Genomic DNA, 16485 nt, shown 5'->3' with positions numbered 1-16485 from the left:
ATAAATAATGGAATTGAACATGATGAAACAAACAAAAATCAAAGCACTTGCACTAGCGGGTGTGATGGCATTCGGCCTAGCCGCAACGACAACAGCACAAGCTCACCCGCGTTGGATACTACCATCTCACTTTACTGTATCGAAAGAAGGCGGTGACTGGCTAACGTTCGACGTGACTGCATCTCACGGTACGTTCGTTTTCGATAAGCCAGCAGGCAGTGAAAACGCTCATGTCATCATGCCAGACGGTCGCAGCGAGCGTCCAAACTTTGTTATTCGCGGTAAACGTCGTTCAATCTTTGATTTCTACTTTGAAGAAGAAGGCACGCACAAAGTGGCGATCAACAATGAGCCTTCTTACTACACGCAATACAAAGCGGGCCGTCGTGACACTGTAAAGTGGATCAAAGCAAACAAAGCGGAACGTGATTCAGTTCTTCCTGAAAAGTCGCGTGACGTGGTAACACAAATTAGCTTCACTCGTGCAGAAAGCTACATCACAGTGGGCAAGCCATCGGATTCAGTATTTAAAATTGAAGGCAAGCTACTTGAAATGAAGCCAGTAACGCACCCTTCAGACATCATTGAAGGTGAACCGGTGACATTCCAATTCTTCTACAACGGTGAAATCCAGAAAGATGTAAAAGCGGAGATCACTCGTGAAGGTACGCTTTACCGCAATCACCAAGAGCAGATTGATGTAGTGAGCGATGAGAACGGTGAAATTACATTTACTCCAGACGTAGCGGGTCGTTACGTAATGAAAGCGAATTACAAAGGTGAGTTGATTGACAACCCACTGGCTGATAAAGCGAGCGCGAACGTTCACTTAACGTTCGAAACACTGCTTCAATAATCGGTGATATCGGGGCTCGATCCCTGATTAAACGACCAAAAAACTTAAGGGCTCATTTGAGCCCTTTATCGCTCAGTTTACTTCTGAGAATTTGCACTGTGGCTAGGGTACGAACCATGACAATAAAAACAAAACTAAAATCGATAATCACTCCATGCTTGGCACTGGGACTTGGTTTCGCTGCATTACCTGCGCAAGCACACTTTCCACTGATGAGTTGCTGGTTTGAAGATAAAACCGTGGCCTGTGAAGCGGGTTACTCTGATGGCAGTAAAGCGATTGATTACGCGGTTGAGATGTACGATTACGAAGACAACTTGATTGCAAAAGAGATGACAGATAAACGCTCTATCGTTGAATTCCCAAATCCTGACACTGAGTTCTACCTTGTATTCGATTCAGGCCATGAGTTTCCTGTTGAAGTCGATGTTGTTGAGATCAGCGAGAAATGATGATTCAAGGCGTACGTGCTGACACGGGTGGCAGAGAAGGCAAATGGGTAGGGCTGATCATTGTTTTTATATTGAGTTTTGCCACGATAGCTATCCCATTTCATCAAGCAGAATCGCATATCGAAGCGGTACTTGATCATCAAATCTTAGTGACCGATGTTGAGCAAGAAAACTTGGCTATGTTATCAGAGCTGCGTTTGGCTCATGAAGAGATTCGCGACCTGCGTATGGACTCTGATGGCGAATGGCCAAGTGTTGTGTCACTTAAAGATGAATGGGTCGCGCCATTTGTTGAAGACCAGAGTTGGAAGCGCAAAGGTTCTCATGCTTGGCTATTGGACGAGCGTGGTTACTATTTTTCGACGTCAAGCGAATACGCTACATCAAACGATCATGGCTTTGCAGACTCGTTTATTTTAAACGCGAACAGCGTTTCTCCTGAAATCTGGATCTTCTTCGGTGGTGTAGCGAAACAGCCAGATACTTTTGACCAACACACGCTTGAGTCTACCGGTTGGAAGCTGGTGGTGAATGAGTCAGAAGTTGCTGATCAGCATGATGCTTCTTCTCATTAACCCCAGATTCTCGAGAAACAAAATGTTCAAAAATAATAAGAGATTTACTATGCGAATTATGACTCTGTTCATGTCGTTATTGGCGGTGTTAATGACACCCAATGCATTGGCAAAAGAATACAAGATCGACAGCGACAAGCTGACGATTGGCATAACCCTTCAGCCTTATTTCAGCTACGTAAAAGCCGTGGTGGGTGACAAAGTGAACATTCTTCCATTGGTTGATGCTGGGTTTAATCCGCATAACTACTTACCACAACCGAATGATTTGAAGCGATTGAGCCAGATGGATGCAATCGTAGTAAACGGTATTGGCCATGACGACTTCGCACTAAAAGTAATCTCAGCCGCGCAACGTGATGACTTAGTGGTTATCGAAGCAAACAAAGAAGTGCCTTTGCTTCCTGCTCTTGGTCAGTCTGTTGGTCAAGGTGCTGTGAATCCGCATACGTTTGTTGGGCTTTCGACAACGATTCAAAAGGTTTACACCATCGCCAGTGAAGTCTCTAAGCTTGACCCAGACAACGCTACGTTTTATCGCAAGAACGCACGTAAGTACGCCAAGCAATTTCGTTTTATGAAGCGTGATGCGATGTTGTCATTAGGTGAGCTCGACACATCAGGCATGAAAGTAGCGACCACGCACAATGCTTACGGCTATATCCTTCAAGAGTTTGGTGTAGATGTGGCGGCGGTGATTGAGCCTGCACACGGTGTTGAACCAAGTGCTAGCCAACTGCAAGAAACGATCGAAAAGATCCGCGCATCGGGTATTGATGTGCTGTTCTATGAGCTCAACATGCCAAACCGTTTTGTTGACACCATTGAAGCGGAAACGGGCGTTCAGCTTTACCGTTTCTCTCACATGACGCACGGCGAATATGAAGACGACAAAGTCGCAGTCGAAATGAAGAAGAACCTAGAGACGTTAATCGAAGCAATGAAGTTTGCGGCGGCGAACCAAGCTAAAAGCGGGAACGCATAATGCTAGGTCCATCAATTTCAATCAATCAACTTGGTCTGCAATACGACAACAACGTCATTCTTGACGATATATCATTAGAACTTAAAGCAGGTGAGTGCCATGTGATCATGGGGCCAAACGGCGGAGGTAAAACATCTTTGCTGCGCTCTGTTCTTGGTTTGACGCCTTTCTTTGGGCAAATCAATATTCATTGGCCAGAAAAGCCAAGTATTGGTTACGTTCCTCAAAAAGCGACCTTCGAATCGAGCTTACCCCTGACGGTAATGGATTTCGTACTGCTTAACCAAACTCGAATTCCGCTATTTTGGCGTCGTAAGTCTAAGCAGTTGGAGCTCGCATTAGCGCAATTGGATCGCGTCGGTATGGCGACACGTAGCGATCGCCGAATGGGACAGTTGTCGGGTGGTGAGCAGCAACGTGTGTTGTTTGCTCAAGCGCTATTGGATAACCCAAGTCTATTGGTGTTGGACGAACCAACGACCGGTATGGATGAGCAGGGCGTTCGTTATCTTGAATCGCTGATTCGTGAATGTGTTGACGAGGGTCGCACGATTCTTGCGGTTCACCACGATGTAACCGCAGTGCGTCGCCTTGAAGCTAACGTACATGTCGTGAATCGATTCTTGGTAGATAGTGGTTCACATGAACAAGTACTGCACCCAAGTAAAATTGAAAGCTTATTCCAGCACTACAGCAGTGGTGCAACCATCGCTAAATCGAAGGAGGTTGCGTAATGGAATGGTTACGACAACTTGCCGTAAGTGGCGTCGAAGCGGGTTGGTTATCAGACAGCTTCATGTATGCGTTCATGGTGAATGCACTGGTTGCTGCATTATTACTGGGCCCGTTACTAGGTGGCCTTGGTACTTTGGTGATTGCAAAGCGTCTGGCTTTCTTCTCTGAAGCTGTCGGCCACGCGGCTTTAACCGGCATCGCTATCGGTGTTCTGCTTGGTGAGCCACCAGAAAACCCAATTATTGGCTTGTTTAGCTTCTGTATGATCTTCGCTTTGCTTCTTCACTTTGTAAGAAACAGAACCAACGTGCCATATGACACCTTAGTTGGTGTGTTTCTAGCGCTAGCATTGGCAGTAGGCGCGGCATTGCTGATGTACGTAGCACGTAAGATCAATATCCACATGCTTGAGAACGTGTTATTTGGATCGATTCTGACAGTAACAGACCAAGATTTAGCAATTCTCGCAGGCAGCTGCGCGATCATCATTTTGCTCTTGATACCGACGTTCAACCGTATTCTTTTGACTTGTATTAGCCCTGATATTGCCAAGGTTCGTGGCTATAACACCAGCTTTTATGACTACTTGTTTGTCATGATGATCACCTTAGTGACGATTGCAGCAGTGAAGATCGTGGGTGCGGTTCTTGTTGGGGCATTACTGCTCATCCCAGGCGCGACGGCTCGACTGTTGACAAAACGCATGGGCAGCTTTGTTTTACTGTCTGCGTTACTGGCAACCATCGCATGTTTGGTTGGGACGGTGTTGCCTATGGAGTTAAAACTTCCAGTGCCATCTGGCGCTTCAATTATCATCGTTTCTGCAACGTTTTTCTTAGCGGCAACGCTATACCGAATTGTAAGAAAGGCATAATCATGACTTCTTTAATGAATCGTATTTCAAGTTCAGTGAAGGCAACGACTCAAGCGGGCGCACTAAGCAGCCTATTGTTGGCTGGCTCAATGGTGTCTATCAGCGCTAATGCAGAGGATATCCTCACCAGTACGCCTGTGACTTACGCGTTAGCGACTGAGCTCACCAAAGGCACCGATATTACCACTGAATACCTACCACCAAAACGTTACGGCATTGATCGTTTGCCTAACTGGTTTGGTACTAAGGGCGCAAGTAAGGTGCTTAAGTCAGGTGAAAAGGCGACCGTTGCATTAACGCTGTCATCTATCTGGCAAGCTGACCCTACATTTGTATACGCAAGGCAGGGAAACATCCGTTTGGTAGAGGTGGATGCGGCTCAAGCGACTACTCCACGAGCACAAGGTGTCGCTGCGCTGACGTTATCAAATGGTGAAGTGTCTAAATACGCGTGGTTAAACCCAACCAATCTAACGCGTATGGCGGCAATTGTGGCTGATGACTTTAAGTTGTTGTGGCCGGCGCAAGCTGAGACCATTGATAGCAACCTACAGCGTGTAATGCTTGATGTGCGTGAACTGATTAACAAGCAACAAGCGGTGTTATTGGATAACGACGTAGATTCAGTATTGTTGCTTTCAGAAAGCTTGGAAGATTTCGCTTCGGGTAGCCAACTGTTTGTTGAAGCGCGTATGTTCAAAGCTGAACTGGAATGGACAGAGCAAGATAAAGCGAAGCTTAAAGCGATGTTTTCAGAAGACGATGCTCTATGGTTAGTGACAGCAAAAAAGCCTACGACGTTGATTAAGTCACTGGTACCGAATGAGCGAATTCTTTTTGTTGATTCGGTAGACCGTTGGGGAAGAGCAGGGATTAATGCAAAAGCGCCATTTGCTCGCTGGGAAGTTGAGCCTTTCAAAGGTTAAGTGGCTAAAACAAGTTAGCTAATAAACCGCTCGTTCAAAAAAGACGATCAAAAAAGCAGCCCAAATAGAGGCTGCTTTTTTTGTTCTTGTCCGTTGGCTCTGATCAGAGTTTTGGGTCGGAGTGCTGGGCAAGAACACTGAGAGTTTAAAACTTACTCTGCAGCTTTTGTCTCTTCAGTTTCGATACCAGCTTCTTCAGATTCAACAGAAGCTTCTACCGATCCTTCCGCTTGCTCTTGAGCGGCTTTTGCTTGCTCTTCAGCTTCCATTTTTGCGCGGTCAGCTTTAGAAATATAGCGAGGCTTGTTGCTACCATGCAGTTTAGACGTCGCCTGTTTCTGTCTTTTCTTTAGAATTTGATTGATTTTTTTCTTACGGTTCATTGCTGCATAGCCTTGTATTTAGTTTATGCGGTGGAGGATAATCATTTTAGATCTAGAACTCAATATTTACATGCTATCCAGCAAGGAAAATATCACTATGCAGGCAGTCGAAACCGCACGCTTACGATTAAGAATGATCGCACCTCAAGATGCGGCGTTTATTCAGCGATTATATAGCTCAGAAGATTTCTTGCGTTACATCGGAGACAAGGAAATTACAGATACTGGCAAGGCTGTTGAATACATAGAAAACAACATTCTTAAGATGTATAGAGAGAAGGGGGTGTGTTTACTAGTGGTCGAAATGAAAGAGTCTTCAACGCCAATCGGTGTCTGTGGTTTGATTAAAAGAGACACACTAGAGGCGCATGATATTGGTTATGGTTTTGTCCCTGAAGTCTATGGCCAAGGTTATGCAAAGGAAGCGGCACAAGCGATAATTGAACAAGCTCAACATAATGCTGATATCGATCATTTAGTTGCCATCACGACCTCTGATAATATTCGAAGCATCGCACTGCTGACTAAGTTGGGTTTTGTGTTTGAGCGAGTCGAGGACGTGTTAAGTGAAAGCGTCAACCTCAACCTGTACGGTTTATCACTGAGTAATTAATCATGTTTCAACATAACAATATTCTGCAAGGCGAACTCGCAACCGAGTACAAAACCGTTATCGCGATGGTGCACATCTATTGCAAAGATCATCACGATGCCGTTCGTTTGGACAACGCGTTATGTGAAGAGTGTGAGCAACTGTTGCGTTATGCCGAAACACGACTTGATCGCTGTCCTTATGGCGAGGCGAAACCAACCTGCAATAAGTGTCCAATTCATTGCTATAAGCCTGACCCTAAAGAGCAGATGCGTTTAGTGATGCGATATGCTGGGCCAAGAATGCTACTCAAGCATCCGATTTTAGCGATACGACATTTGATACATGAAAAACGAAAAGTGCCAGAGAAGCCATTGCCGAATGTGTCGAACCGCCATATCCGAATGAAAAAGAAGTAACACATTGTTTACTGTGTGAAAGTATGTGTAATGTGAAAGTAATCGAAACAAAAAAGGTCTGATTACTCAGACCTTTTTGATGTAGATACACTTCTATCTAAGCTTGAATGCAGCTAGGTAGCTAGGTAGCTAGGTAGCTAGGCAGGTAGACAGGTAACTTATGCCGCTTGAGGCTCGTCGTAGGTCACTGTGAGGTTGTTGATCCAGCGTCGGCTCAAGTATCGGTGCGAGCATATAGCTAACTTCACCACTTCTTCTACCAACATCAGACCATAGATGTATTTGAAATCCCATCCAGCGACAAACGCACCGTAAACACATACTGGAATACCCACCATCCACATCGCGATGAAATCCATTCGCAGGCAAAAAGCGTTATCACCACCAGCACGAATAATACCGTTAATGATCACCATGTTGAGCATACGAATAACTACCGCAAAACACATAATAGTCATTGCAGGTGCAGCGAGTGGGTACAATGCATCGGTAGAAAGGTTTAGCCATGATAGAACATGTTCTTTACCCATAAACAGTAGCAACCCAACGACCGCGCCAAAACCAACGACGGCTTTAATGAATGTTAGACCCATGCTCATCGCGTCATCAAATTCATCACGGCCTAATGAATGGCCTAACAAAACAGAACACGCCACTGAGATACCAAAGAAGATCGAGTAACACAGCGATTCAAATGGTGCGAGCATCGAGAACACTGCAAGCTCAGTCGTGCCCATGTGACCGAAAATCATTTGATATGCCATGGTACCCATTGCCCACAACACAGCATTCATCGTCAACGGCAAAGCAATGCGACGGTAAGACAACCACAATGACGGGCGATGTGGTGAGCTCGGTGTCGTTAATAGCCAATGTTTACGCATACGCATGTAGCTATACATCAAGCCCACTTGAATTAATCGCGCTAAGGTTGTCGCCAATGCCGCTCCTGCGACGCCCATTGCTGGAATGCCGAAAGCACCTTTAATAAGAATGAAGTTAAGCGCAATGTTGAGTGCGATGGTAACGCCACCTAATAATAGTGGAGTTACGGTGTCACCTGATGAGCGCATGCTTGCTTCTACCACGACAACAATGTGAGTCAGAAGTAGAACAGGGAAGCCATACCATAGGTAAGTCGCGCCAAGTTCAATCACGGTTTGATCGCTGGTTTGCAACATCATTAAAAACTGAGAACCAAGAGTGATGATTGCAGTAACAGGCAACAGAACTTTTAAGCCAAATATCATCGCAATCGAGGATACTGTTCGTGCGCTTTTTCGGTCATTCTTTCCCCAGTATTGAGCGACTAATGTACCGTTTGCTGAGGCCAACCCTGCCATAATCATAATCGCAACGAAGTGCCATTTTGATGCAATTCCCACAGCTGCAGCTGCTTCCATACCATAATCACTGACCATTAATACGTCAGCAAGGGCAAGAATAGCGACAAGCGCACTTTGCAAAGCAACAGGCAAACCAAGTTTAACGATACGAGGTAAGATGCTCTCTGGCTTGTTATTCATAGATGAGTTAGGGTTGATGTTAGTTGTCATAAGCTCTCCGATTTATGGCAGAACTATAGTGTTTTGAGCGAAATAACAACATGTTTAAAAAACAACAAAACCTGTGCGAATCCGTCATTGATTCAATGAGACCAAAATCAACTTGGCGCGATGATGTTTTTCTCGCTGAACAGTGCAAAGAACGTTTTTTGACCGTTGAAGATATTCCAGAGATGAAAAGCTTTGGTGTCTATATGGGCGGCATGGCGAAGCTATATGATGGCTACTGGGTTGAGCGCGAATCCGTTAATGTTCATACGTTGATTTTTACTCAAGAAGGGGGCGGAATTCTAACCACTTCAACCTCGGTACAAGCGATTACACCTTATACGCTGGTGGTTCTTCCTGCTGAAACCCCATTTCGTTTCGAACTCGATCCTCAATACAATTATTGGAAAATGGCGTGGATGCTGACGCCCGATACACAACAATGGCAGCACATAGCAAGTTTAGGTCAGGGGATTGTGCCGTTCGGAGAGTGTGAGCAGATCTGGTCATTAATGAACTTGGTTTACTTTGAGATAGGCGGTAGAGCCAGTTACCGTAAGTTACTTTTGAGTGAAATCATCCGAACGTTGACGGGGTTTGAACCCAAATCGACCAGCACCACAGCACGTGTTCAAGCACTCTATAACGAGATTGAAAGCAGTCTGCACCAGCCATGGACCGTCGCAGGGATGGCCGAAAGGGTGTTCATCAGTGAAGAGCAGCTCAATAGAGTCACCAAGACGCTATTCAACCTGTCACCACGCAGTAAATTGATTCAATTACGCATGGATAAAGCCACCAGTTTGCTGAAATATCAAGATTGGTCAGTCTCTATGATTGCTAATCGGTTGGGCTACAAAGATCCTTATAACTTTTCACATCGTTTCAAAAAACATTTTGGTCTGTCACCCAGCCAGTATCGAAAAAGCCATCGACTTCTTGGTTAGCCTTGCTTATTTCCTCGATCAATTACGCAAGATCAAGCTTTGCAGTAATATTACCGTATTGAGCTATCTATCAATTTAGTATTTTTACTCTATTCGGTACTATTGGAAATATCCAAGAGGGTGACTGCATATGCAATGCGAGGAATTAATGCACCAAGTTATCAGTGAGACGGATGATTTAGCTCTTCCGTCGAAGCTCATTTTAAACAATAAAGAGTTTCAATCAGGCACTAAAATCGTACGCAAGCAGGGTTGTGGTTCAATAATAGGAACGCTTGCTGAGCCTCATCGTAAAGTACTTTTCTATCTTTACCTGAACAGAGGCCAAGTGGTGAGCAAGCAAATTTTGAAGCGTGTAGGCTGGGCTGGTAAAGCGGTGACATCTGCATCTGTGTTGGTTGCTATTTACGAGATAAGGAGGATTCTTGACTGCCGTTGTATACAAACCGTTTCCAACGAAGGGTATGTCATGGAGTAATAAATAATCTTCTATTGATATCCTGTTAATATATTAATAATAAAAATTTAATCTCTTTACCGTACGAATTCCATTGATTATCGTCAAATCTAAAACGTCCACTTATAAGCGGCGTTATATAAATACGATCGAATCTGACTTTGTCGCTGGCTATATAGTAAGGGAATGATATAAAAATGGACTCTTATCCTGCAATAGAAACGAACCACTCTGAAAACAACGTAGTACTTGAACTAAACGGTAAAATTGTTGAACTCAACACCAAACTCATTCGCAATGTTGAAAATGGTTACGTACTGGCTACCATGCCTTTGGCGTACCGAAAGATCATTTTATTTATGAATCGACATCGAGGTGAACTGTTCAGTGTTGGCCAATTAAAGAAGATTGGCTGGGAAAGTGAGAAAGTGACCAACTCATCTGTGATTGTTGCGATATCCGAAATTAGATCATTATTCGGAGACGGATTAATCATCACGATTACTGGTGAAGGTTACGTATTTCAACCTTAACCTTCTGAAATCATAGATTTTATTGCTATTTGCTATTTGCTATTTGCTATTTGCTATTGGTTTTTTGTCGATCTTTCCTCCAGACGACATAAAACAAAAAGGGCTCTTAATTTAGACGGGAAGTCATAACTAAGAGCCCTAGTGATACAGTTCTTGTGCCTGTCTATTCCATTTACTCGCCTGCAATCTGTAGAGGAGAACGTTTTAGGCTAGCAATTAGCATGTAGATGGTTGTAGCGAGTAGAGACGCGAACAGGTAAGTGAATAAGCCTGCTTGTGAATCCATAAAGCTATCCGCAACCAATGGCCCTGCTACAGAGCCGATGCTGTAACACAACAACATAACTTGAGTCACTGAAACTAAGTAGCTCGGGTCTAAGTTACGACAACCCAAGTTAATCGCAATTGGGTAAAGTGCAAAGGTCGCCATACCTAAAACAAACAAGCTCATACCAAGAACGTAAAAATCATGGTTGATAGTGAGCACACCAATGCTTGCAACCCCTAGCAGGCAGAACAGAGCCATTAATAACACTTGTCCTATGTGGTGAGATAACCACGTCACCATCGGTTGAACGGCCATACCACCCATAATCACTAACGCCATCAAACCGCCAATGTCTTGGTGTGCGATGTTGCGTTGAGCGAGTTCGACAGGCATCAAGCCGTAAATAGACCCAAGTGTTAACCCTGATACAATACAGCCAATCAAAGCGCTGTGACTTAGCTTGCTGATTTGTTTCAGTGATAAAGACTGCGCATCGTGAATTTGTGGTGCTGTCGCTTGTCCGTACATCAATACAATGATTGCTCCAAACAGCAGCGTGAACATCGCAATGAAAGGCACGCCGCCCGTAATACCAAGGTATCCGATGCCAAGTTGACCAACGGCCGAACCGCCATATAACGAACACATGTAAACCCCTAAACGTTTCGCACGCTGAGATTCGTCCCCGCTCATTAGCCAAGATTCCACAATCACAAAGATCCCAGCGACTGAGACACCCGCGACGAAACGAGCCAACAACCAAACTGATTGATGTGGCGCCAACGGTAATACAAGAATCGTGGCGATAAATACGCTAAGTGCAATGACGAACGCGTCTTTGTGACCAACGCGAGCGATCGCACGCTCAATCAATAACGTACCCGCTAAAAGACCTGCATAAAAGGCACTCGCCAACCAACTCGATAGATTACTGTCTAAGCCATACTCAGACAGCATTAATGGTAATGAACTCATTAAGTAGCCTGAAGCGATCGCGTAAAAAGACAATGCAATAACAGGAACAGTTATGCGAGTTGTTGGTTGGATGTTGTCCAATGCAGGAGCCTCTAAATAGTAAAAGAAACGATGAATTTTCCGCGACTATGGGGGAGAAACTGAATTGGGTAAAACGAATAAAAATGGTCGTTAAGATAAAAGAAATCTATCGTGTTTGTTGGCTAAAATACCGTTGTGATATTTCATGTTTTCGCGATATTTTCTGCGGTTAAATAGCCGTTAAAGCGTTGTTCAAACGACTATTTAATTTGAAAGACTGAGAGAGATTCGTTGTATTCATCAGATTTTAATTTAGGGCGTTTAATCGTGTTAGACCACTTCTTTTCGGTATTGTCTGGGCGAGCTGCCGCTCCACCTACGAAAGGCATGCCGAAAGTTCGCACTGTCCGAAAAACCCACTCTATCGGAGATCTCTTCAATACTCATATGCGTCGATGAAAGATAGTGTCGAGAGAGGTGAAATCGCACGTGATCCAATATTTTCTGATAGCTCGTGTCTGCAGCTTTAAGGTGTCTACGTAGTGTTCTAGAAGACATTCCTAATTCTGTGGATAGCGCCTCAATGGAAGGGTAACAGCCAGGCCTTTCAATAAACATTTGTGAGATCTTCTCTTTAAGGCTGGTGGGTGCGCTCACTCTAGCCAACATGTCGTCACAAGATTTCAAACACATTTGTAAGGTGATTGGGTTAGCCGTTGGTAAAGGTGAATATAGGCGTGTTGCATCGAACTGCCACTCAAGCTGCTCGCAATCAAACTCTACCCGGCAACGGAAAATCTCCTGATAGAGATCGCCGTAGGTAGGTTTAGGATAAGGGAAGCGGATCACAAGAGAGGGAAACGGCTGTTGTAGCACTTCTTCACACAAACTTTGAATAGCGGAAAACCAATACTCACAACAGAAAGGCAACAAAGAGTCGAGCTCGATAAGTTGCTCAGCGCGAAAGTATCCGGTTTGATGTTCAACGGACATGGTCTTCTTGAGAACAGGGCCCGCAAGACGCAGATATTTGAAGCCCATTAAAAGAGCGTCTAACAGTGTCTCACTGCTGAACACTGCGTAACCCAACACACCAAAATCACTAAATCGGGCTTCCTGTCCAACTTTTAGTCCTAGCCCCTCTACGTTGGAACTCTCAAGCGCGTTACTGAACACCGCTAATTTTTGTGCGAGCGTGATGTGGGTATCTGGCGTATTGAGCTGGAACTCATCGATGTTACTGCCTTTCAATAACGTATCGACCGTCAAGGATGATGAAAAATATCGAGACAATAGTTGAAGATCAAGAATACCAAATGCCTGCATATCCGGTTCGTAAACTGCGGTGTATTCCATAATATGCCTCTTGTTGAGTGTTCTTATTCTATCTTAACCACGAACATCTTTTCGTCGGCTGTGTTGCAATTATGTCCGAATATCACCGTTTTTTGTCTTTTTGCAACCTTTGCAGAATGTTATCAAAATGTTGTAATTTAATAAGTCATACACGGACACGTGTGCATAGGGTCGAAATAACAATAGATTAGAAACGAAAGCAAAGAGCAAATGAACATAGGTTAAACACATATTCGAAACAAAACACAACAACGTCTACGGTGACCGTGACTAATAGGTCTAAGCCGAATAAGGAGATCATGGATGCACAATCTTGCTGTTAACTTGGAGCGCAGCGCTTCGCTTTTCCCAAATAAAGTCGCTCTGCGAATGGGGACGGATGAAGTCAGCTTTTCTCAGTTGGAACAACTTTCTGGAAACGTCGCCGCTAATTTAAAGAGGCTGGGGCTCAAGAAAGGAGATAAGGTCGCGTTGTCGTGTCCGAACGTCACATATTTTCCAATCGCTTATTACGGGATTCTAAAAGCGGGCTGTGTGGTGGTGCCTTTGAATGTGTTATTCAAGGCCAGAGAGATCGCTTATCACCTCAATGATTCAGATGCGAAAGCTTATTTATGCTTTGAGGGCAGTGAAGAGCTGCCAATTGGACGCTATGGATTACAAGGCTTCGAGCAGGCAAATCAGTGTGAACACTTTATTGAGATGCCAATCCCAACCGGCGCAGACACGACTTCAGAAAGAAACGAGCAGCATGAATCAATCGCTGACTGGTTAGCACAACCTTTGATTCCTTTTGAGTCTGTGGCTTGCCATGGTGATGATACCGCTGTGATTCTTTATACTTCAGGTACGACAGGTCAGCCAAAAGGGGCTGAGCTTTCCCACACCAACATGCAAACCAATGCGATGTCGTCACAGTATCTAATGCGATTGGAGTACAGCGACACCACAATGGCCACACTGCCTTTATTCCATAGCTTCGGCCAAACGGTCATGATGAACGCGAGTGTGCTAACAGGGTCGACCATGGTGTTGATTCCGCGTTTCGAACCGTCACTGGTGATCGAACAGATCATTAACCATAAAGTCAGCGTGTTTGCGGGCGTTCCAACCATGTATATCGCGCTATTAAAGGCGGGAGAAGAGTCCTCTAGTAGTTTAGAAATAAGCAAACGCTCTGAACAGGTTAAACACAGCTTGAGGTTGGGTGTTTCTGGCGGTGCTTCTATGCCACTTGAGGTTATTCGACAGTTTGAGTCTCGCTTTGAGCTTCCAGTATTAGAAGGCTATGGTTTATCAGAAACAGCGCCAGTTGCGACCTTTAATCATATTGATGGTGACCGATTGTCTGGCAGTGTGGGTCAACCTTTGTGTGGTCACCTTATCAAGATCACTGATATACAAGGTAACTCTGTTGCAATGGGTGAATTGGGCGAAGTCTGCATCAAAAGTCCAAGTGTCATGAAAGGCTACTATCAAAGGCCAGAAGCTACGGCGGAAGCCATCAGAGACGGTTGGTTCCTAACTGGAGATATTGGACGCACCGATGAGCACGGCAACTTGTTCATTGTCGATCGCGTTAAAGACATGATCATCCGCGGTGGTTACAACGTGTACCCGCGCGAAATCGAAGAAGTATTGATGTGTCATCCTGATGTCGAAATGGTCGCGGTGGTGGGTGAACATCATGATCGCCTAGGCGAGGAGATTCACGCTCATGTGGTGCTTCACGAACATACGCAATGTGATAGTGTAGCTCTGATAACATGGTGTCGTGAGCAATTGGCCGATTACAAATATCCGCGTAAGATATTCATTCGTAAAGCCTTACCCATGACAGCAACCGGAAAAATCTTGAAGCGCGAATTACACCCACTAGAAATAGCGGAGCTGGCAAATGGATAGTTATGATTTTATTGTTGTTGGCGGTGGTTCGGCTGGGTGTGTGATGGCTTCTCGGCTGTCGGAAGATCCTAATGTCACTGTTTGCTTACTAGAAGCGGGCGGCAAAGATACGAGCCCATTCATTCATACACCGGTTGGCGTTGTGGCAATGATGCCAACCAAACTGAATAATTGGGCTTTTGAAACCGTTAAACAACCGGGTTTGAACGGCCGCAAAGGTTACCAACCGAGAGGTAAGACACTTGGCGGCTCTAGTTCTATCAATGCCATGATGTACGCTCGTGGGCACCGTTATGATTACGATATATGGGAAAGTTTGGGTAACACTGGGTGGGATTATGAATCGTGTCTGCCTTACTTTAAGAAAGCAGAAAATAACGAAGTTCACCAAGATGAGTATCACGGCCAAGGTGGTCCATTGAATGTGGCTAACCTTAGATCGCCGAGCCCGATGTTGGAACGTTACTTAACTGCGTGTGAGTCGATAGGTGTGCCTCGTAATGAGGACATCAACGGCGCCGCACAATTTGGGGCGATGCCGACTCAAGTGACTCAAATTAATGGTGAACGATGCAGTGCTGCCAAGGCTTATTTAACGCCAAACCTTTCGAGACCAAATCTTACGGTCGTGACCAAGGCAACCACGCATAAGGTCTTATTTGAGGAGAAGAAAACGGTAGGTGTTGAATACGGCTCGAATGGTAAGCGTTACCAGATCCGAAGCAACAAAGAGGTGATTCTTTCGGCTGGCGCCTTTGGTTCACCCCAATTGCTGTTACTGTCGGGTGTCGGTGCTAAAGGTGAATTAGAGGCGCATGGCATCGAACAGGTTCATGAGTTACCTGGAGTGGGTAAGAACCTACAAGACCATATCGACTTAGTGCATTCGTACAAATGCAGTGAAAAGCGTGAAACCTTCGGTATCTCGTTGCAAATGGCCTCTGAAATGACCAAAGCTCTGCCGCTATGGCACAAAGAACGCCGCGGTAAGATGAGCAGCAATTTTGCAGAGGGGATAGGCTTTCTTTGTTCCGATGATCATATCTCGGTGCCGGATTTAGAGTTTGTATTTGTGGTCGCTGTTGTGGATGACCATGCAAGAAAAATCCATACCAGTCATGGCTTTACCTCCCATGTCACCTTGTTGCGACCGAAGAGCCATGGCAGCGTAACGCTTAATAGTAATGATCCTTATGATCCGCCTAAGATCGATCCTGCGTTTTTCAGTCATCCTGAAGATATGGAGATCATGATTAAGGGCTGGAAGAAGCAGTATCAAATGTTAGAGAGTTCGGCGTTTGATGACATCCGTGGCAATGCTTTCTACCCAGTGGACGCCAGTGATGACAAGGCTATCGAGCAAGACATTCGTAACCGTGCAGACACTCAGTATCACCCGGTCGGGACCTGTAAAATGGGCCCTAGTAGTGATTCATTAACCGTGGTAGATAACGATCTTAAAGTTTATGGATTGGATAATTTGAGAGTCATTGATGCTTCTGTGATGCCGACATTGATTGGGGCAAACACCAACGCGCCAACCATTATGATTGCTGAAAAAATCGCAGATCAAATCAAAGAGGAATACGGGTTAGGTCAGCAAGAATCTAGTATTCAAGCGAAAGGCGAAGCTGTGGTTTAATTCAAGAAGTTAAGTGATAACCATAAATAAA

At 44.9% G+C, this 16485-nt stretch carries 17 protein-coding genes and 1 pseudogene; 14 read left to right on the top strand and 4 right to left on the bottom strand.

Annotation, left to right across the window (positions count from 1 at the left end):
- Nucleotides 1-19 precede the first annotated feature (19 nt).
- The 7 genes from L3V35_RS01210 (at nt 20) to L3V35_RS01180 (ending at nt 5403) form a co-directional block, all read left to right on the top strand.
- The gene (locus tag L3V35_RS01210) at nt 20-856 is read left to right on the top strand and encodes a DUF4198 domain-containing protein (protein WP_102516694.1); all 837 of its coding nucleotides are present in this window, start codon (nt 20-22) and stop codon (nt 854-856) included.
- 116 nt (nt 857-972) lie between these two features.
- Nucleotides 973-1308, top strand: coding sequence for a hypothetical protein (locus L3V35_RS01205; protein WP_135458643.1), 336 nt, complete (start codon nt 973-975; stop codon nt 1306-1308).
- A complete protein-coding gene (locus tag L3V35_RS01200; RefSeq protein ID WP_237298158.1) occupies nt 1305-1883 on the top strand; it encodes a hypothetical protein in 579 nt (192 codons plus the stop codon). Before L3V35_RS01205 ends, L3V35_RS01200 begins: the two co-directional genes overlap by 4 nt.
- 49 nt (nt 1884-1932) lie before the next feature.
- A complete protein-coding gene (locus L3V35_RS01195) occupies nt 1933-2868 on the top strand; it encodes a zinc ABC transporter substrate-binding protein (protein WP_237298157.1) in 936 nt (311 codons plus the stop codon).
- Complete coding sequence (locus L3V35_RS01190) at nt 2868-3602, top strand: metal ABC transporter ATP-binding protein (RefSeq protein ID WP_237298156.1); 735 nt, start codon at nt 2868-2870, stop codon at nt 3600-3602. Before L3V35_RS01195 ends, L3V35_RS01190 begins: the two co-directional genes overlap by 1 nt.
- Nucleotides 3602-4477, top strand: a complete 876-nt coding sequence (locus L3V35_RS01185) for a metal ABC transporter permease (protein WP_017075990.1) — start codon at nt 3602-3604, stop codon at nt 4475-4477. The genes L3V35_RS01190 and L3V35_RS01185 overlap by 1 nt, the downstream gene beginning before the upstream one ends.
- Before the next feature lie 2 nt (nt 4478-4479).
- On the top strand, nt 4480-5403 hold the full coding sequence (locus L3V35_RS01180; protein WP_237298155.1) for an ABC transporter substrate-binding protein: 924 nt from the start codon (nt 4480-4482) through the stop codon (nt 5401-5403).
- A 152-nt stretch (nt 5404-5555) separates the two neighbouring features.
- Here L3V35_RS01180 and L3V35_RS01175 read toward each other — a convergent pair whose 3' ends face one another.
- On the bottom strand, nt 5556-5786 hold the full coding sequence (locus L3V35_RS01175; protein WP_237298154.1) for a DUF2986 domain-containing protein: 231 nt from the start codon (nt 5784-5786) through the stop codon (nt 5556-5558).
- 97 nt (nt 5787-5883) lie between these two features.
- Between L3V35_RS01175 and L3V35_RS01170 the strand changes: the two genes are divergently transcribed.
- Both L3V35_RS01170 and L3V35_RS01165 read left to right on the top strand, forming a co-directional pair.
- Entirely contained in the window at nt 5884-6399 is a 516-nt protein-coding gene (locus L3V35_RS01170) for a GNAT family N-acetyltransferase (protein ID WP_237298153.1), read from the top strand.
- Nucleotides 6400-6401: 2 nt separating this feature from the next.
- Entirely contained in the window at nt 6402-6797 is a 396-nt protein-coding gene (locus tag L3V35_RS01165) for a nitrous oxide-stimulated promoter family protein (protein ID WP_237298152.1), read from the top strand.
- A gap of 158 nt (nt 6798-6955) precedes the next feature.
- On the opposite strand, the gene L3V35_RS01160 is transcribed toward L3V35_RS01165, so the two are convergent.
- Nucleotides 6956-8353 (bottom strand): MATE family efflux transporter, encoded by a 1398-nt coding sequence (locus L3V35_RS01160; RefSeq protein WP_017079272.1) that lies wholly within the window; start codon nt 8351-8353, stop codon nt 6956-6958.
- A gap of 50 nt (nt 8354-8403) precedes the next feature.
- Between L3V35_RS01160 and L3V35_RS01155 the strand changes: the two genes are divergently transcribed.
- From L3V35_RS01155 to L3V35_RS01145, 3 genes and pseudogenes are all read left to right on the top strand, one after another.
- Nucleotides 8404-9297: an AraC family transcriptional regulator gene (locus L3V35_RS01155; protein ID WP_054546821.1), complete on the top strand. Its 894-nt coding sequence runs from the start codon at nt 8404-8406 to the stop codon at nt 9295-9297.
- A 148-nt stretch (nt 9298-9445) separates the two neighbouring features.
- Nucleotides 9446-9804 (top strand): annotated as a pseudogene (locus L3V35_RS01150) (winged helix-turn-helix domain-containing protein).
- 147 nt (nt 9805-9951) lie between these two features.
- Entirely contained in the window at nt 9952-10287 is a 336-nt protein-coding gene (locus L3V35_RS01145; RefSeq protein WP_017079269.1) for a winged helix-turn-helix domain-containing protein, read from the top strand.
- A 172-nt stretch (nt 10288-10459) separates the two neighbouring features.
- On the opposite strand, the gene L3V35_RS01140 is transcribed toward L3V35_RS01145, so the two are convergent.
- On the bottom strand, nt 10460-11611 hold the full coding sequence (locus tag L3V35_RS01140) for an MFS transporter (RefSeq protein ID WP_237298151.1): 1152 nt from the start codon (nt 11609-11611) through the stop codon (nt 10460-10462).
- A gap of 270 nt (nt 11612-11881) precedes the next feature.
- A complete protein-coding gene (locus L3V35_RS01135) occupies nt 11882-12907 on the bottom strand; it encodes an AraC family transcriptional regulator (RefSeq protein WP_017095742.1) in 1026 nt (341 codons plus the stop codon).
- Between the two features lie 303 nt (nt 12908-13210).
- On the opposite strand from L3V35_RS01135, the gene L3V35_RS01130 reads away from it, so the two are divergent.
- Entirely contained in the window at nt 13211-14812 is a 1602-nt protein-coding gene (locus L3V35_RS01130; RefSeq protein WP_237298150.1) for a long-chain fatty acid--CoA ligase, read from the top strand.
- Nucleotides 14805-16454, top strand: coding sequence for a GMC family oxidoreductase N-terminal domain-containing protein (locus tag L3V35_RS01125; protein ID WP_237298149.1), 1650 nt, complete (start codon nt 14805-14807; stop codon nt 16452-16454). Before L3V35_RS01130 ends, L3V35_RS01125 begins: the two co-directional genes overlap by 8 nt.
- Nucleotides 16455-16485: the final 31 nt, after the last annotated feature.

The organism is Vibrio sp. L5-1 (assembly GCF_021728315.1).
GTDB lineage: Bacteria > Pseudomonadota > Gammaproteobacteria > Enterobacterales > Vibrionaceae > Vibrio > Vibrio splendidus_K.
Note: the sequence above shows the minus strand (reverse complement) of the source record. Positions and strands in the feature narration are given on the sequence as shown.